The sequence below is a fragment of the Micromonospora sp. NPDC002717 genome, assembly GCF_040295705.1.
Taxonomy (GTDB): domain Bacteria; phylum Actinomycetota; class Actinomycetes; order Mycobacteriales; family Micromonosporaceae; genus Micromonospora.
This window is the reverse complement of sequence record NZ_JBEOVW010000007.1, coordinates 18964-36265: the sequence shown is the minus strand read 5'-3', so window position 1 is coordinate 36265 and position 17302 is coordinate 18964. Positions and strand designations below refer to the sequence as shown.

Annotated in this window: 17 protein-coding genes; 3 read left to right on the top strand and 14 right to left on the bottom strand. The window is 73.5% G+C overall.

Annotated elements, in window-relative coordinates:
- Nucleotides 1-68: 68 nt before the first annotated feature.
- The 4 genes from ABT006_RS12640 to ABT006_RS12625 all read right to left on the bottom strand — a co-directional run bounded on the left by ABT006_RS12640 (nucleotide 69) and on the right by ABT006_RS12625 (nucleotide 3908).
- Complete coding sequence (locus ABT006_RS12640; RefSeq protein WP_350705756.1) at nucleotides 69-959, bottom strand: peptidoglycan DD-metalloendopeptidase family protein; 891 nt, start codon at nucleotides 957-959, stop codon at nucleotides 69-71.
- Between the two features lie 171 nt (nucleotides 960-1130).
- Entirely contained in the window at nucleotides 1131-1787 is a 657-nt protein-coding gene (locus tag ABT006_RS12635; RefSeq protein WP_350705755.1) for a response regulator transcription factor, read from the bottom strand.
- Entirely contained in the window at nucleotides 1766-2827 is a 1062-nt protein-coding gene (locus tag ABT006_RS12630) for a hypothetical protein (protein WP_350705753.1), read from the bottom strand. The genes ABT006_RS12635 and ABT006_RS12630 overlap by 22 nt, the downstream gene beginning before the upstream one ends.
- A gap of 34 nt (nucleotides 2828-2861) precedes the next feature.
- Nucleotides 2862-3908 (bottom strand): sensor histidine kinase, encoded by a 1047-nt coding sequence (locus tag ABT006_RS12625; RefSeq protein ID WP_350705751.1) that lies wholly within the window; start codon nucleotides 3906-3908, stop codon nucleotides 2862-2864.
- 479 nt (nucleotides 3909-4387) lie between these two features.
- Here ABT006_RS12625 and ABT006_RS12620 point away from each other — a divergent pair, with 479 nt between their 5' ends.
- Entirely contained in the window at nucleotides 4388-5464 is a 1077-nt protein-coding gene (locus tag ABT006_RS12620; protein WP_350705749.1) for a GH25 family lysozyme, read from the top strand.
- A gap of 106 nt (nucleotides 5465-5570) precedes the next feature.
- On the opposite strand, the gene ABT006_RS12615 is transcribed toward ABT006_RS12620, so the two are convergent.
- The 4 genes from ABT006_RS12615 to ABT006_RS12600 form a co-directional block, all read right to left on the bottom strand.
- Nucleotides 5571-6164 (bottom strand): winged helix-turn-helix domain-containing protein, encoded by a 594-nt coding sequence (locus ABT006_RS12615; protein ID WP_350705747.1) that lies wholly within the window; start codon nucleotides 6162-6164, stop codon nucleotides 5571-5573.
- Between the two features lie 49 nt (nucleotides 6165-6213).
- The gene (locus tag ABT006_RS12610; RefSeq protein ID WP_350705745.1) at nucleotides 6214-6702 is read right to left on the bottom strand and encodes a rhodanese-like domain-containing protein; all 489 of its coding nucleotides are present in this window, start codon (nucleotides 6700-6702) and stop codon (nucleotides 6214-6216) included.
- A gap of 53 nt (nucleotides 6703-6755) precedes the next feature.
- A complete protein-coding gene (locus ABT006_RS12605; protein ID WP_350705743.1) occupies nucleotides 6756-7211 on the bottom strand; it encodes a cysteine dioxygenase in 456 nt (151 codons plus the stop codon).
- Between the two features lie 111 nt (nucleotides 7212-7322).
- Entirely contained in the window at nucleotides 7323-7700 is a 378-nt protein-coding gene (locus ABT006_RS12600) for a cupin domain-containing protein (protein WP_350705741.1), read from the bottom strand.
- A 107-nt stretch (nucleotides 7701-7807) separates the two neighbouring features.
- On the opposite strand from ABT006_RS12600, the gene ABT006_RS12595 reads away from it, so the two are divergent.
- Nucleotides 7808-8161, top strand: a complete 354-nt coding sequence (locus tag ABT006_RS12595) for an ankyrin repeat domain-containing protein (RefSeq protein WP_466024218.1) — start codon at nucleotides 7808-7810, stop codon at nucleotides 8159-8161.
- 45 nt (nucleotides 8162-8206) lie between these two features.
- A complete protein-coding gene (locus ABT006_RS12590) occupies nucleotides 8207-9163 on the top strand; it encodes a DUF3500 domain-containing protein (RefSeq protein WP_350705737.1) in 957 nt (318 codons plus the stop codon).
- Nucleotides 9164-9297: 134 nt separating this feature from the next.
- Here ABT006_RS12590 and ABT006_RS12585 read toward each other — a convergent pair whose 3' ends face one another.
- The 6 genes from ABT006_RS12585 to ABT006_RS12560 all read right to left on the bottom strand — a co-directional run bounded on the left by ABT006_RS12585 (nucleotide 9298) and on the right by ABT006_RS12560 (nucleotide 17237).
- Entirely contained in the window at nucleotides 9298-9801 is a 504-nt protein-coding gene (locus ABT006_RS12585) for a DUF2231 domain-containing protein (protein WP_350705735.1), read from the bottom strand.
- A 133-nt stretch (nucleotides 9802-9934) separates the two neighbouring features.
- On the bottom strand, nucleotides 9935-10675 hold the full coding sequence (locus ABT006_RS12580) for a GAF and ANTAR domain-containing protein (RefSeq protein ID WP_350705734.1): 741 nt from the start codon (nucleotides 10673-10675) through the stop codon (nucleotides 9935-9937).
- 184 nt (nucleotides 10676-10859) lie between these two features.
- Nucleotides 10860-13151 carry an accessory Sec system translocase SecA2 gene (gene secA2 / locus ABT006_RS12575; RefSeq protein ID WP_350705732.1) on the bottom strand — a complete coding sequence of 764 codons (2292 nt, stop codon included), beginning with the start codon at nucleotides 13149-13151 and terminating at the stop codon, nucleotides 10860-10862.
- Between the two features lie 97 nt (nucleotides 13152-13248).
- Entirely contained in the window at nucleotides 13249-15078 is a 1830-nt protein-coding gene (locus tag ABT006_RS12570; RefSeq protein ID WP_350705730.1) for an ABC transporter ATP-binding protein, read from the bottom strand.
- Between the two features lie 70 nt (nucleotides 15079-15148).
- Nucleotides 15149-16237, bottom strand: coding sequence for a zinc-dependent alcohol dehydrogenase (locus ABT006_RS12565; protein WP_350705729.1), 1089 nt, complete (start codon nucleotides 16235-16237; stop codon nucleotides 15149-15151).
- A complete protein-coding gene (locus ABT006_RS12560; RefSeq protein WP_350705727.1) occupies nucleotides 16230-17237 on the bottom strand; it encodes a Gfo/Idh/MocA family protein in 1008 nt (335 codons plus the stop codon). The genes ABT006_RS12565 and ABT006_RS12560 overlap by 8 nt, the downstream gene beginning before the upstream one ends.
- Between the last annotated feature and the right edge of the window lie 65 nt (nucleotides 17238-17302).

The following is a 17302-nucleotide window of genomic DNA, read 5'->3' as shown; positions in this document are numbered from 1 at the left end:
AACGCTTTGTCGATTTCTGCTGTCGTGACTTCAGCGGCCTGCTTCGGCGGCGGCGTTCCGGGGAGGGGTCAGTCCCACTGGTCCTGGTTGAGGAAGCGGGCGAAGCCCCGCCACGAGTTCGGTCCCATCACCCCGTCGATCGGGCCGGTGTAGCCCCAGCCGGAGGCGAGTCGCTGCACCGCTTTCCAGGTGTTCGGTCCCGGTATGCCGTCGATGGGGCCGGTGTAGCCGTAGTTGCGCATGGCTCGTTGCAGCGCGGCGTACGTGTTCACGCCGGGCACGCCGTCGATCGGGCCGGTGTAGCCGGAGGTGATCCGTAGCCAGTTCTGCATCCGCTGGTAGAAGATCGGGCCGGGGATGCCGTCCTGCTCGGTGGTCGTCTTGGGCAGGCCACCGCCACCCGGGTTCTGGCCGATGTAGGTCAGCGGGTTGATGCGTACCCCGCTCGGGTTGATCATGTGCCAGTGCAGGTGCGGGCCGGTGGAGCTGCCCGAGCCGGGGGCACCCACGGCGCCGCCCGACCGTCCCACGATCGTCCCGGCGCCGACCGCGGTCCCGTTGGCCAGCAGGAACTGTGACAGGTGCATGTACTGGCTGCGGTACCCGTCCGCGTGGTAGATCGTGACGGTGTGCCCGCCCGTACCGTTGTAGGGGATGTTCTGGATCGTGCCGGCGCCGCAGGCGGGCAGCGCGGTGCCGACCCCCATCCCGAAGTCGATCCCGCCGAGCGACCCGTAGTCGAGGTGGTCCTGCCAGGTGCCGGTGATCGGGTAGCCGGCGAACGGGTTGTAGATCGCCGGTGCCGCGTGGGCGGTGCCGGGCAGCCCGAGGACTCCGCCACCGACAACGAGGGCACCGGCGGTCAAAGTCGTACTGCGCAGCAACGTACGGCGGCTGAGCCCGGTCGGTGGCCGGTCTGTCGCACCGCCACAGCAGTTGGGCTGAATCTCCTCACTCATCATCGGCTCCTCATCCGTGTCCTGTGGTGCGTGGATGGCGACGACACTAAGGGCATCGGACTGTACAAATATCGGCTGATCGACCGATCAGGGAGAGGCGCCAGTTGAGGACCTGCGAGGCGTACGTTCGACCGACAGCCGTCCCGGGCAGGAAGCCAACCAGGCACACCGTCACAGATCGTCGAGCTGGATCAGCCCGTCCTGGATGGCGCGCGCTACCAACATCGCCTTGGTGGGGGCCGCCCGGCCACGCATCGCGTACTTGATCCGAATGTGCTCCAGATGGGAGTTGACCGTGCTCAGCGAAATCCCCAGACGCTGAGCCACGAACTCCTTGGACTGCGACTGGAACCACTGGATCAGCACCTCGGTCTCGCGCGCCGACAACACCGGCCGTTGGGCGGAGCGGTCGGCGGCGAGCGCGCCCGCCAGGGATGGCGCGGTGTACGCCTGACCGGCCGCTGCGGCCCGGGTGGCGTTGAGGAGATGTTCGGTGCCCTCAGCCTTGGTCAGGTAGCTCAGCGCGCCCAGTTCCAGGCACTGAAGTGCGATCACGTCGTCGGCGCGCATCGAGTAGACGACGACCCGTCGCCCTGCCTGCACCAGTCTGCGCAGGTCGCCCATCGCCGGGGTCGGCCCGCCCAGGTGCAGGTCGAGAATGACCACGTCGGCTTGGGCACCCTCGTCGAGCCACGCGACGCGGACGTCACTGCCCGCGGCGGCCACCCGTATCGGCGGTGTGCCGGAGGACAGCCAGTGGGTCACCCCGGCCAGCACGGCTGGGTGGTCATCGACGATTACGGCGCTCAGCTGCTCCTCGTCTGCCATCTGGACTCCATTCGCACGTACTCGCCATAGGTGTCATAGTCGACTACGACCTGTGCGGAGGCCGCGGTGACCATGTCGGTGTCGGTGCCGGCATCCGCCATCACGGCAACCCGCACGTCCTCGTGGGTGCGCAGCACACTCACCCGCGCGTGGGACCGCGCCGCCGCCAACGTCGCCACGACCGGGCTGGTGAGTTCCCGACGAACGTCGGGGGGCACCGCCACGGCCGCGCCGCTGACCGCCAGCGACACCTCGATGCCGCGTCGTTCGGCCTCATCGACACAGGCGGTGACCTCGTGCAGCAGCGGATCAGGGACCTCGTCGTTCTCGGCGAACAACCTGCGGAGCTGGGTCGCCGCGAGGGAGCACCGTCGTCGGGTGTCGTCGTCGCGGGGGTCCAGCACGCCATCGGCCAGGTCCGCCAGTAGCGGCAGTGTCACACCCAACTGCCCGGCGAAGACGGTGCGCTGTTCCCGTTCCCACTGCTCGACCGCCATCACCCTGGTGATCAGTTGCTCCTGCTCGGCGGCCACCGACATCGCCTGACGGGTGCTGTCGTGCAGCATCCGCGAGATCGGCACGACCGCCAGTTGGATGCTGGCCGTGCCGAACGCGACGATGCCCGCGGCACCGATCCCGGCGCGGTCCGGCATGACCGCCAACAGGAATTGGCCGACGCTCGCCGTCAGATGCACCGCCATGGCGGTGAGCAGCACGGGCACGCGGTCCAGGAGCAGCAGCAACAGATGCCACCCCACCAGGCCGAACGACCAGTCCGGTGTGCCGAAGTGCTGGCCCGGTGGCAGGACGCGGGCGGCACCGGCCGAGGCTGCCAGCGTGACCGCCGTGCCGACCACCACGACGACGGCCGGTATGGGCTTTCGGCGCACCACCCACACACCACAGGCCGCGGTGACGAGCGCCAGTGCCGTGAACGCGGCCACGGCGACCCACCTCGGCTGGTACTCATATTCGATCAGCGGCCGTACGCACAGCCCGAATTGCACGACGCCGGTGACGCACAGCAGCGCGATCCGCATCGTGGGGTGCACGTGGTCGCGCGCGGCTCGGCTCTCAGGCACCGGGCCACACCAGCCGCACCGAGGTCCCCGTACCGGGGCGCGAGGTGACAAGGGCGCTGCCGCCGACCGCGGTCATGCGTTCGACGATCGAGCCGCGAATGCCGCGGCGGGAGTGCGGCACCTCGCCAGGGCAGAACCCCACGCCCGCGTCGTCGACCGCAACGACGACGCGGTCCTCCTCGACGTGGATGCTCAGCGTGGCGTCGTGTACTGCGGCGTGCCGCTCGACGTTGGCCAGCGCTTCGCGTACTGCACGCACCATCGCGAGTGCCGCCGACGCGGGCACCACCGTCCCTTCCCGCCAGCGGACGTCGACGGTCAGTGGAGTTCGATCCACGACGGAGCGCAGCGCGGCATTCAGGTCCACCGGGCTGTCCTGCGAGGCCGGTCCACCCGTAGCGCCGGTGAGCACGGTCAGGTCGTGCCGTGCGTACTCGGCCACCTGCCTGGGGTCGGTGTCCCGGCCGTGCGTCGTCACCAGGAGAAACGTCGCCGAGGCCGTGTCGTGCAGCAACGCGAGGAACTCCCGTTCCTGCGAGTGCCGTGCCACCGCCACCGCCTCGGCCCGCGCCAGCGCTGCCCGGCGTGCCCGCAACACGTCCACGCGCCTGCTGGACCGCTGCAACAACACGAACGCCAGACGCGCCATGACGCACTCGACCAGCAGCCGCAGGCCGACCGCGCTCCCCTCGTCGACGCCCACCATGGCGAAGCCGACCACGAGCAGCCCGGCCGTGACGGGCAGCGACACCCTTGGCGGCCAGTCCCACTGGAGAGTGATCGACGTCGTGGTCAGCGCGTTGAGTGCCCACTGACCGGGCTTTCCATCTGTCCACTCCTGCGTCACGCAGATCGCCGCAACACGCGCCACCGCGAACGCAAGCGCCAGTAGCGCCGCACGCTCGGAGCACCCGGCCTGGCAGTCCACCACGGCACCGACCACCATCAGCCCGAACAGTGCGAACCCTAGCGGCAGGGCATCGCCGGGAACCGTCAGCAGCCCGAAAGCGCTGATGAGCAACAGCACGAATCCACGCATGGGCGCCGCGTACCGGCGTGCTAAGGCCAGGAACTCCGCCTCTACGCTGCCCGGCCCTGAACTCGACGGCATGGCGATCTGTCATGTCCTGCGGCAGGAGCAGGACGCCTGCGGCCGCGTCACAAGACTGCGATCGACTTCGATAACCACGCGAAGACCCTAACAACGGGGCCCCCTGTTTCACATCGACCGGTGCCGTCGGCGTGATACAGCTCGACGATCTGTGACGGTGTGTCTGGTGAATGGCTCCCCGCCCTGAGTGGCCGTCGGTCGAACGCACGATGCCTGCCGTTCGCGCCCTGTCTAGGTTCGGGCGGGGGTCCGGCGTCCGGGCAGGGAGTAGCCACCCGGGTCGGCGTCGGTGGCGCTGCCGCCGCATGAGTTCAGTCAGGCGGACCACGGTGCGGGTGAGCGGCGAATCGCAGCCGGATGCACGTTGGGCCTGAGTTGGCAGGGACCTTTCTCAAGGGAGACTTGACATGACCGCTTTCCTGGGGCGGCTTGCGGTGGCGGCCGCAGTTGCCTTCGTGTTGCCGGTGAGCGCCGCGGCGGCACCTGCCGCCGCGGCGGTGCCGGCCGGCACGGTGTCCGGCATTGACGTTTCCACCTGGCAAGCCGGTATCGACTTCGCCGATGTCCGGGCCGACGGCTACCAGTTCGTGATCGTGAAGGCTGGCGGCTCCCAACTGTCGGAGGGCCCCTACACCGGCTCGCAGTATGCGATCCAGGTGGATGGCGCGCGGGCAGCGGGGCTCAGGATCGGCCACTACTGGCTCGCTGGAGACTTCCAAGCCCCCGTTCAGGCTGCTGACTACTTTGCCGACCACCTGCACGACTATCGGCCTGGTGACGTGATCGCGCTGGACAACGAGGTGCTCGACGACTCGACGAGGCTGTGGAACGACACCGAGGTCGCGACCTTCTTCCAGCGCATGCGCGACCGGATCGGCAACCACGCGCCCTGGCTGTACATGGGTGCGGCAGACCTGCGCTCCGGGACGTGGCCCCGAACGATCGCGGCCGGCGTGAAGCTCTGGGTGGCGTCGTGGGGCGCCAACAACGGCAGCTACCCCGGAGAGCCGAACCTGGGCGGCGCCTACCCGACATGGAGTGCGCACCAGTACAGTTCGTCCGGATCGACCGGCGGTATCGCATCCGTCGACCTGAACGTGGCCAAGCCGAGCGCGTTCGAGATCGTCGACGGCGCACCGGTCGACCCGCCGCCGGACGACCCGCTGCCCAAGACGACCACCGAGCAGGACGGCATCCCCGGCCCGATCTTCTACCAGCGGATGCAGAACTGGCTACGGATCACCGCCGGCTACACCGGCCCGATCGACGGCGTGCCCGGCGTGAACACGTACGCCGCGCTGCAACGAGCCATGCGCAACTACGGCTACACCGGCCCCATCGACGGCATACCGGGACCGAACACCTGGAAAGCGGTGCAGCGACTCGCCTCCGGCTGGGGCTACACCGGCCCGATCGACGGCGTGATGGGACCGAACTCGTGGCGGGGCTTCGCCCGCTTCCTCAACCAGGACCAGTGGGACTAACTTGATCTTCAACCTGCGGCGGCGCACCCGGAGACTCGGGTGCGCCGCGCGGGGGCACCGAACGGCCGGGCTCGCCAGGAGCGTCGAACCCGGTTTCCGGTGCCCGTCAGCGGCTCCGGTCGACCTCGATCCGGGCCTCGTCGGCCAGGCGGTAGCCGACACCGTGGACGGTGGTCACCAGCGGCGTGTCGGCGCCGAACTTGGCGCGCAGCCGGCGGACGTGCACGTCGACGGTGCGGGCCACCGCGTGTTCGTAGCCCCAGACGTTGGCGAGCAGTTGGAGGCGGGTGAATACCTGGCGGGGTCGCTCGGCCAGGAACAGCAGCAGGTCGTACTCGATGCGGGTCAGCGCCACCGCCCGGGAGCCGTGGTGGACGACCCGGGGCCCGGCGAGGATCCGGACCCCGTCGGGGCGCCGGGCGTCCGAGGCCGGGCCGGGGTCCGCGACGGCCGCGGCTCCGCCCGCGACGGCTGGGACCGGGCGGGGCGCCACCGGCGGGCCATCGGCGGCGGCGGGGCGCACGCGCCCCTCCCCCGACTCGGCGAGTTCGCCGATCAGTTCCAGCAGCCGGGCCAGGCGGGGGCTCAGCGGCCCGGGAGCGACGTCGAGGGTGATGGTGAGGGTCGGTGCGGAGCGCGGGCGGACCGGCCCGGGGCGGCCGGCCGGCCGGGGCCGGGGGGTGAGGGCGACGACGGACATGGAGCCTCCTGGGGACGGCGGTGCCGCCACGCCCGGTGGGGCGGGACGGTCAGGACGGCGCCCGGCCGGCGGTCACCGGGGGCGCGGTAGTGGACGGACGGGGTGGCGGGGTGGGGCCGAGGACGGGCAGGCCGGCGAGCCGCCAGGCGACGAAGCCGCCGACCACGTCGGTGGCGCGGTGCAGCCCGAGGTCCTGCAGGGCGGCGGCGGCCAGCGAGGAGGTGTAGCCCTCCTGGCAGATGACCACCACCGGCAGGTCGTAGCCGACCGCCTGCGGCAGCCGCGCCGGACAGCGCGGGTCGAAGCGCCACTCCAGCACGTTGCGTTCGACCACCAGCGAGCCGGGGACGGTGCCGTGCGCGGCCCGCTGGGCGGCCGGGCGGATGTCGACCAGCAGCGCCCCGCCACGACAAGCCAGGTGCGCCCGCTCGGGATCCAGCCGGTCGAGCCGCGCGCGGGCGGCGGCCAGGATCTCGTCGATGCCCCGGGAGCCCGGCGGCGCCGGGGCCGGACAGGCGTGCGGGTCGGTCTGCGGCATGGTCGTTTCCTCCGGTGGGTGCTGGCGGTCGGTGGCGCGGGACGGTGGGGCGTTCACCAGGCGACCCCGGCCTCGGCCACCTCGGCGGCGCGGAGCCGGCCGTCGGCGAGCAGGTAGCGGGTCATCCGGCGCAGGGCGGGGCGGTAGACGTGGACGCTCACAGCCGGCTCGTCGCCCCGGTTGGTCACCTGGTGCACGTGTCGGGGCCCGAAGCGGCGGCCGGAGCCGGCGGCCAGGTGGTGCGGGCGCAGCCGGCCCCCGCTGACGGTCTCCTCGGTGAGGGCGCCGGCCACGACGAGGAACGCGCCGCCCGAGCCGCCGTGGTCGTGCAGGTCGGTGCCCTGCCCGGGCAGCCAGCTCAGCGCCCAGACCTCGTGGTCGGCGGTCCGGGCGAGCCGGGCGTACCACCGGGAGGCCGGGTCGAAGCGCAGCGGCACCGGCCATCCGGCCCGGTCGGCGGCCCACGCTCCGGCGATGGCGAGCAGGTCGGGCTGGCGACGGTCGGTCATGGCGGTCCTTCGGGTACGGCGACGTGCGGAGCCTCAGTCTAGCCTGCAAACCCTATGGGTTTAGTAGGTAATTCCGCATGCCGGGACACGAGCGTCCACGCGTCGGTACGTTCAGCGCCGGACCGGCGGCTCCACCCGGTAGCCAGGGACCGACGGCCAGCGGACGGTCAGCACGACCGCCTCGCACTCGGCGTACCAGGAGTGGTCCACCCCGCGGCCCCACACCACGTAGTCGCCGGGCTCGCGCAGCACCACCGTCCGGTCCGGCAACTCGACCCGGAAACGCCCGCTGACCAGCACCAGCAGGGCGGTCCGCCGCTCGCCGGTCGCCCATCGGGAGCGCGCCTCACCGGCCGGGTGCACGCCCCACTTGACCTCGACGTCGGTGCTGTGCCGGACGTCGCCGGGCGGCATGAAGTGGCCGAGCAGCCAGCCGGCGTTCGTCGCACCGTCGACACCCGCGTTGCCCACGTACACCGTGCCGTCCATCGACCCTCCCCAACGCGCCGGCCGAGCAACCTACCAGGCTGCCGCGCGACTAACCTGGACCGGTGAGTGAGGAACTCGACGCCGAGACGCTGGCGTTCGCACACCGGATGTTCGACCTGGCGCGCGACGGCGGCACCGACGAACTGGCCGACTACGTCGACGCGGGGCTGCCGGTCGACCTGACCAACGACAAGGGCGACACCCTGCTGATCCTGGCGGCCTACCACGCCCACCCGGAGACGGTCGCCGCGCTGCTCGCCCGGGGTGCCGACCACGCCGGCACCAACGACCGGGGACAGACGGCGCTGGCCGCCGCGACGTTCCGCAGCAGCGCCGAGGCGGTCCGGGCGCTGCTCGCCGCCGGGGCGGACCCGCACCACGGCAACCCGTCGGCGGTGGAGACGGCCCGCTTCTTCGACCTGCCCGAGATGCTCGCGCTGCTGACGACGCCGGCCGGCTGACGGCGACGGCCCCCGCGCCCGGGTCGGGGCCGGTATACAGAGGCGGTGGAAGATCCGCTGCCCGAGCAGATGCGCACCGCCGGCACGGCACTGCTGGCCGCGCTGGACGAGCCCGCCCGCGCCCGCGCCGCCCTCCGGTTCGACGACGAGCAGGCCCGGCGCTGGCTGGAGTACCGGCCGCGACCCCGGCCCGGGGTGTGCCTGGCCGACCTGGACCGCGCCGGGCGCAAGGCCGCGCACCGGCTGCTGGCCACCGCGCTGAGCCCACCGGCGTACGCCCAGGCGATGGCGATCGTCGCGCTGGAGGAGGTGCTGGACCGGGCGGAGGGATGGCGCCGGGGCCGACACAGCGGCGACTACTGGGTGGCCGTCTTCGGCGACCCGGCCCGGGACGACGCGTGGGCGTGGCGGCTGGAGGGGCACCACCTCTCGGTGAGCATGACCGTGGTGGCCGACCAGGTCTCCCCCGCGCCGATCTTCCTCGGCGCCAACCCGGCCACCGTCCGGTACGCCGGCCGCCCCGTCTCCCGGCCCCTGGGCGTCGAGGAGGACCTGGGCCGCGCCCTGCTGGACGCCATCGGTCCGGCCGGCCGGGCCGCCGCGATCGTCGCCGACGAGGCGCCCGGCGACATCATCAGCGCCACCCGCGCCCGCGTCGACGCGCCGCTGGAGCCGCTCGGGGTGCCCGCGGACCGGCTCGGCCCCACCGGGCGGGCGCTGCTGGACCAGCTCGTCGCGCTCTACCTGGACCGGCTCCCGCCCGAGCTGGCGATCCGGGAGGCCCGCCGGCTGGCCTCGGGGCAGCTGCACTTCGCCTGGGCCGGCCCGACCCGCCCCGGCCAACGCCACTACTACCGGGTGCAGGGCGACGACCTGCTGATCGAGTACGACAACACCACCGACGACGGCAACCACGCGCACACCGTGCTGCGCCGCCCGGCCAGCGACTTCGGCGCGGACGTCCTGGCCGCCCACCACGCCGAATCCCACCCGACCCGCTGACCCTCCCCGCCACACTCTCCGCCTCGCGATCTCGCACTTCCAGCCCTCGGATCGGGCGGAGTTGCCACCTTCGTCGGGGGCGCCAAGTGCAAGATCGCGGGGGCGGCAGGCAGGGGCGGCGGGGGTGGGATGGGTCAGGGACGGGAGCGGGCCAGGTCGACGGTGGAGCCGGAGACGCCGCCCAGCGCGTCGAAGGTGGTCGCCTCGGCCCGGCGGCCCGCGTCGAACAGCCGCACCAGCCGGGCGCCCAGCCGGACGCCGACCGCACCGACGGCCAGGGCCACGACCTCGGTGAGCAGCAGCACGACGCTGGCGCCGCGCTGCGGCGCGTCCGCGCGGACGAGGCAGGACACCAGGAACAGCGCGGCCATCGCCACGTTCACCAGGTTGAAGGTCACCGCCGTGCGCCGGGTCCGGCCGCCCGGCACGTCCCACAGGTCGATCATGCCGGCCACGGCGGCCAGCGCGGCGGCGACCAGGGCCGCCACCGAGCTCCAGTAGCCCACCTCGCCGAGGAAGGCCGGTCCCCCGAGCACGTCGGTCAGGTCGAACACGGTCGCGCTCACGAAGAGCCCGAACGGGAACGTCACCAGCATCGGTTGGATCGGGTGCCCCTGCACCCGAAGCCGGCTCTGCATCGTTCCTCCCCCAGGTCGGCTCACCCCACGAATCCAGAGTGCTACCCGGGCGCTCCCAGGGCGAAACGACACGCGCCCCATCGGCCCCGGATGTCACGGCTGGGAGGGCCGGCGGACGGGGCGGCGACGGGGCTCAGGTGTCCCGGGGACGCGACACGGTGCTGACCAGCCGGTCGGCCACCTCGCGCAGCGGGATGTCCAGCGACGACGCGGCGCTGCGCAGCACGTCGAGAGCCTCCTCGGCCGGGCAGCCGCGCTGGGTCATGATGACCCCGATCGCCTGCCCCACCACGCCGTCGCCGAGCAGCGACGAGTCCAGCTCCCCGGCCCGGGCCGCCCGGCGCGCCCGGTCGCGGACCGCCGCGAGGAGCAGCCCGGCGTGCTCGGCGAGCAGCATCGCGGTGAGCTGGTGCCCGGGGGTGAGCAGGTCGGCCGCGCCGGCGTAGAGGTTGATCGCCCCGATCACCTGCTCGTCGACGTCCACGGGGGCGGAGATCACCCCGTGCACGCCCAGCTCCCGCGCGCGGGGCGTCCAGGCCGGCCAGCGCGGCTCGCGGCCCAGGTGCTCGGAGAGGATCATCTCCCGCCGCCGGATCGCGTCCATGGCCGGCGAGTCCGGGCCGTGCCGCAGGTCGTCCAGCCCCGCCAGCCGCTCGTCGGAGGCGGCCACGCCGGCCGGCTCCCCGGCCCGCAGCGCGGTGAAGCCGCACCAGCTCACGCCGTCCACCGCGTCCCGGCCGATGCGCACCAGCGCCGCCAGCGCCTCGTCGAAGTCGTCGACGGCGATCAGCCCGGCCGTCAGCTCCCGCAGCAGGGCGGCCGTCTCCAGGACGCCGAGCCGCTCCACCGCCGGGTCCCGCATCTCCAGGTTCACCGCGGCACAGCCTCCACCGACCCCGCGCCTGCCCCCGCGCGCCCGACCGGCGCCGTCACCCGTTCCATCTTCTGATCTCTCCCGACTCTTCGGACCCGCCCTACTACCCTCGCAAACCGGGGTCGAAACGGCGCAAAAGGGGGCCCCTTCCGGCGCCGCGTGGCGCGGAAGGGGCCCCGACGCGTCAGCGGGAGCCGGCGCTGAGCCGTCGACCCACGGAAGCGATCAACCGGTCCAGCTCGGAGCCGAACGGGTTGTCGTGGACCAGGTACGTCCAGGTGGCGCTCGGCCGCACGAGCTTCGCCTCGTCCGGCTCCCAGTCCTCGCCGAACTCCGTCTCCTCGAAGGTCGCGATGGTCCGCTTCTCGATCTCCGGGATCAGGTTGTTGAACGCCGGCACCGCCGCCCGGTGGAACTCGTCCAGCGGGTCGAGCCGGCCGAGCGCCCGCAGGTGCACGCCCTCGCGCACCTCGGACAGTTCGGCGAGGTGCTCCGCCCAGAGCCGGTCGAGGTGGTAGAGGGCGATCGACCGGGCGACCCGGGCGAGCAGGTCCTCGTCCATCTCCTCGGCCTTCTCCGGCACCCGGTCCAGCAGCATCAGCGCCGCCACGTCGCTGGTCAGCAGCCGCTCCCGCCGCTCGGCGAGGGCCTTGCGCTGCTGCTCGATGACCACGCTGTAGCGCCAGGTGTTGCGGTGGATCTCGTGGTTGACGCCCTCGGCGACCCGCTGGGCGTGCTCGACGGCGTAGTCGACCTGCTCGTCGGTGACCAGGCCGTCGGCGTTCATCCGGGGCGACGCCGGGACGGCGTCGCCGGCGTGCCGGACGACCAGGTCGTCCTCGAGGCTGACGAAGAAGACCGAGCCACCCGGGTCGCCCTGGCGGCCGGCCCGGCCGCGCAGCTGGTCGTCGACCCGCCGGCTGTCGTGCCGGCCGCTGCCGATCACGTAGAGGCCGCCCAGCTCGGCGACCCGCTCCCGGTCGGCCTGGTCGCTGCCGCCGAGCCGGATGTCCACGCCCCGACCGGCCATCTGGGTGGAGACGGTCACCGCGCCGTACGCGCCGGCCTCGGCAATGATCGCCGCCTCCTCGTCGTCGTTCTTGGCGTTGAGCACCACACAGGGCACCCCGGCGGCGTTCAGGCCGGCCGCCAGCCCCTCGGACTCCTTCACGTCCAGCGTGCCGACCAGCACCGGCCGCCCCGCCGAGTGGCAGCGCGTGATCTCGTCGATCAGCGCCTCCTCCTTCTCGGCGCGGGTGGCGTAGATCCGGTCCGGCTCGTCCTCGCGGACGCACGGGGTGTTCGGCGGGATCACCGCCACCTCGAGGCCGAAGAACTCCCGGAGCTGGTCGCCCACCAGCACCGCGGTCGCCGTCATGCCGCACACCGTCGGGTAGAGGGCGATGTACGCCTGCACGGCGATGGTGCCGAGCACCTCGCCCTCGGCGGTGGCGTCCAGGCCCTCCTTGGCCTCCACCGCCGCCTGGAGCCCGTCCGGCCAGCGGCGGCGCTGGGCCACCCGGCCGCGCATCTCGTCGATCAGCTCGACGGTGCCGTCGCGGACGATGTAGTCGACGTCGCGGTGCAGCAGGGCGTGCGCGTGCAGCGCCACGTTCACCGCGGAGAGCTGCGCGACGTGCTCCTCGTCGTACAGGTCGATGCCGAGCTTGGCCTCCACGGCGGCCAGGCCGGCAGCGGTGAAGGCCACGCTGCGGCCGTCCTCGGCGACCGTGTAGTGCTTGCCCTTGCGCAGGCCGCGCATCAGGGCGGCAGCCGCGTGCACCGGGTCCTGCTCGCCGGCGACCGCGCCGGCGAGGACCATCGGCACCCGGGCCTCGTCGATGAGGATCGAGTCGGCCTCGTCGACGATCGCCGTGCGCAGCGGCGGCTGCACCCGGTCGTCGATGTCGGTCACGAGCTGGTCGCGCAGGTAGTCGAAGCCGGCCTCGCTGACGGAGACGTAGGTGACGTCGCAGGCGTACGCGTCGCGCCGCTCCTGGGGGGTGGATGCCTCGTTGACCCAGCCGACGGTCAGGCCGAGCAGGGTGTAGACGGGCTCCATCCACTGGGCGTCGCGGCGGGCCAGGTAGTCGTTGACGGTGAGGACGTGCACCGGGCCGTTGCCGAGCCGCACGTGCCCGTACGCGGCGACGGTGGCGGTGAGCGTCTTGCCCTCACCGGTGGCCATCTCGGCGACCTTGCCCGAGAGCAGCGCCATGGCGCCGAGCAGCTGCACGTCGTACGGCCGCTGGTCGATGCCGCGGCGGGCGGCCTCCCGGCCGATCGCGCAGATCTCCTCGTAGCCCGTGGCCGTGCCGGCGGCCTCGGTCAGCTCGGCGTCGTCGAGGGCCGACAGCTTCTCCTCGCGCGCCTCGATGGCCGGCAGCAGCTTCTCCAGCGGCCCCAGGTCGACCGTCGTCCCCGGGCGCTGGAGGAACCGCCGGAACCTGCTCTTCAAGCGTTGCGACACACCCATGAGCGGCAACGGTACGCGACCGGACCGGGTAGCGGCGGCCCGCCCGGCGCGGCGCCGCGCGGGGTGTCGCTGCCGGGCGGGTCGGACCGCCGGCCGCTCAGGTCACCAGGAGCTGGTGGGCGGCCAGCTCGCGGTAGAGCGGGCTGGTCACGGTCAGCTCGTCGTGGGTGCCGGTGGCGGCCACCCGCCCGCCGTCGAGCACCACGATCTGGTCGGCGTCGACGACCGTGGAGAGCCGGTGCGCCACGATCAACAAGGTCCGCCGGACGGCCACCGCGTCGATGGCCCGGCGCAGCGCGGCCTCGTTGCGGGCGTCGAGGTTGCTGGTCGGCTCGTCGAGCAGCAGCACCGGCGGCCCGGCCAGCAGGGCCCGGGCGATCGCCAGCCGCTGCCGCTCGCCGCCGGAGAGCAGCACCCCGCCCTCGCCCACCTGCACGGCCAGCCCCTCCGGGGCCCGCTCGGCGAGATGACCGAGGTTGACCTCGTCGAGCACCGCGCGCAGCCGGTCGTCGGTGGCGTCCGGCGCACTGATCAGCAGGTTCTCCCGAAGCGTGCCGGCGAGCACCGGCGCGGACTGCTCGACATAGCCGAGGCGGGCGCGCAGCGCGTCGCGGGGCAGGTCGCGCACGTCCACCCCGTCCAGCCGCAGGGTGCCCCCGGTCACGTCGTAGAAGCGCTCGACCAGGGCCAGCAGCGTCGACTTGCCGGCGCCGGAGGGGCCGACGAGTGCCGTGCGGGTGCCGGCCGGCACGGTGAAGCTGACCCCGCGCAGCACCGGCGGGCCGCCCGGGTAGCGGAAGTCGACCCGGTCGAACTCGACCGCCGCCGGTGCCCCGTCGGCGGTGCTCGGCCAGGTCGGGGCGGCGGCGTGACGCACGGGCGCGGGGCGGTCGGCCGCACTCTCCACCGGCACCGCGAGCACCTCCTCGATCCGCTGCAACGCGCCCAGCCCGGTCTGCAACTGGGCGTAGGCGTGCACCGCCTGGCCGAGCGGCAGCACCAGGAAGAACAGCAGCATCACGAACGCGACCAGGTCACCCACGGTGATCACACCGGCCGCCACCCGCGCCCCGCCCACGCCCAGCACCAGCAGGAACGCGCCCTGGATCGTGACCGTGCTCACCGGGCCGACGAACGCCTGCACCCGGGCCACCCGCAGCCCCGCCGCGTACGCCTGCGCCGCGCTGGCGCCGACCGTGTCGGCCTCGCGCCGCTCCGCCCGGGCCGCGCGGATCGTCCGGACGGCGGAGATCGCCCGCTCCACCGCCGAGGTCATCTCCCCGATGCGCTCCTGGGCGGTCCGGGCCAGGTCGCGCATCCGGTGCGCGAAGGCGACCGCAAAGCCGACCCCGGCGGCCACCCCGAGCAGGGTCACCCCGAACAGCACCGGGTCGAGCAGCACCATCGCGCCGGCCGCGCCCAGCACCATCACCGCGCCGGTGACCACCTCGAACAGCCCGGAGGTGACCACCGCCCGCAGCAGCGTGGTGTCCGAGCCGACCCGGGACAACAGGTCGCCGGTGCGGCGGCGGTCGTACTCGGCGATCGGCAGCCGCAGCAGGTGCCCGGCCAGCCGCCGCCGGGTGCCCAGCACGACGCCCTCGGCGGTGCGTTGCAGCAGGTAGTCCCGCAGCCCGCCGAGCGCCGCGGCCCCCAGCACCAGGGCGACCAGCACCACCACCAGGCCGGCCACCGGCCGGGCCGCGGACACGCCGTCGAGCACCGCGCGGGTGAGCAGCGGCTGCGCCAGCGACGCCGCCGCCCCGGCCAGCGACAGCGCGGCCACCACGGCGAGGGTGCCGCGGTGGGCGCGCAGGTACGGCAGCAGGGCGGCGAGGCCGACCCGACGCTCCCCGGGGGCGGTGGCGGGGTCGCCGGCGGGAGCCTCGGCGGCGGGAGCAGCGGCGGCGGGAGCGTCGGCGGTCACGACGCGGTCCTGGCAGTCATGCCCGCCAACGGTAACCGGCCCCGGCATCCGCCCCGGCCGGACGCGGATGTCAGACGGTCAGCACCACCTGGAGCTCCTGCCGGCGCCGCTCGGCCAGGTCGGTCAGCAGCGTCGGCGCCTCCTCGAACGGCACCACCGCCGACACCAGGTGCTTGCGGACCACGTCCCCGTACGCCCGCAACAGGTCGATCGTCTCGGCGGAGAGGCGCTCGCGGTCCCAGGTGGGGGCGAGCCCGCGCGGCACCCGGCCGATCTGCGCGCAGCGCAGCGACAGTCCGTTGTGGTGGAACTCCTCGCCGAGCCGCACCGCGTCCGCGCCGGCCTGGTAGAAGGCCAGGTCGACGACGGTGCCCTGGGGGCGCAGCAGGCGCAGCGCGAGCTGCAACGCCCACGCCTGCCCCCGGCACTGGAACACCACGTCGGCGCCCCGGTCGCCGGGGCCGTGCGCCCAGCGGGTCTTGAGGACCACGGCCGGGTCGTCGGCCTCCGGGTCGAGGCTCTCCAGGCCGAGCGCCTCGGCGACGGCCCGCCGCTGCGGGGTCGGGTCGAGCACCACCACCGAGGCGGCGCCGTGCCGCCTGGCGAACAGGGCGGTGAGCAGGGCCACCACCCCGCTGCCGACGACAGCCACGCGGCGGCCCCGGACGCCGTCGCCCAGCGACCGCACGTCGGCGCCGTGCAGGTCGGCGGCGGCGTGCAGCACCCCGTTGGCGCAGATCGGCCCCATGTGCGCCACGTAGACCCCGAGCAGCGGGTCGAGGTCGTCGGGCAGCGGCACGAACCGCTCGGCGACCGGGTCGGCGACCCAGCCGGTGCGGTGGCCGTACGTCATCGCGCCGACGGTGCCCACGGCGACTGCCGGGGTGCGGCTCTCCACGACCCGACCGACCTGCATGTAGCCCAGCCGGGTCACCGGGTAGGGCGTGCTCGCTTCGCCCGCCTGGAACAGGCCGAGGTCGGCGTTCCAGGTGACGTGCAGGTAGGGGTTGGTGCCCTTGACGTAGCTCAGCTCGGTGCCGGCGGAGACGCCGCTGAACAGCGTCTCGACCCGGAACGTGCCGTCGGTCAGCTCGGCGGCGTCCTGCTCGACCAGTTCCACCCGGCCCGGGCCGCTGACCACCACCACCTTGTCACGCATCGACGGTCACCCCCGTGGCGAGCGGCGCGGCGGCCGGGCGGTCCAGGCGTACGGTCCGGCCGGTGCGGGCGGAGTCGGCCACCGCGAGGGCGAGCCGCTGGGTGCCGAGCGCCTCGGCGTACGGGACGCGGACGTCGTCGCCGACCCCGCGGACCGCGTCGACGAAGGCCCGGTCGACGGCCACCCGGGCGGCGTCGGGGTCGGCGTCGAAGCGACGTTCGCCGTCGGCGTCGCAGACCACCAGGCTGTCCTCGGTGAGCGACAGGGCCATCCCGTCGGCGAGGATCTCCAGCCCGGCGCGGTGCTTCCAGCCGAGCACGCAGGCGGCGGTCAACGTGCCCACCGCCCCGTTGGCGAAGCGCAGCGCCGCGGTGGTCACCGAGTCGATGTCGGCGCCGTCGACCGGCGGCGGCGTGCCGTTGCCGTACGCGGTGACCTCGGTCGCCTCCCCGACCAGCGTCCGGACCAGGTCCAGCACGTGGGCGGCCTGCTCCACCACCGGGCCGCCGGAGCGGTCCCGGCTGCACCACCAGGCGACCGGGGGCACCTTGTCCCACCACGCCCCGCTGACCATCCGCACCGGACGACCGGCGAGCAACTCCCGTGCCTGCCGCACCACCGGCAGGTACCGCCAGTGGTGCCCGACGCCGGTGAGCAGCCCCCGGCGGGCGACCAGGTCGGCGATCCGCTCGGCCGTCGCCAGGTCGACCGCGACGGGCTTCTCCACGAACATCGGCACCCCGGCCGCGATCACCAGTTCCTCCGCCGGCCCGTGCGCGAACGGCGGCACGCAGACGTACACCGCGTCCGGCCCGGCGGCCAGCAGTTCCTCCACGTCGTCGAACGTCCGGGCCCCGTGCGCGCCGGCCAACTCCGCCGCCGCCTCCGGCACCACGTCGGTCACCCCGAGCAGTTCCACGTCCGCGAAGCCGCCGAGCACCCGGGCGTGGCGCTGCGCCACCCCGCCGGCCCCTACCAGTCCCACCCGGCACGTGCGCATGTGAAAGCCCTTCCGCCACGGTTTCGCGTTCCGTCGAGTGCACTCCCCCCGCGTGGGCGCAATCA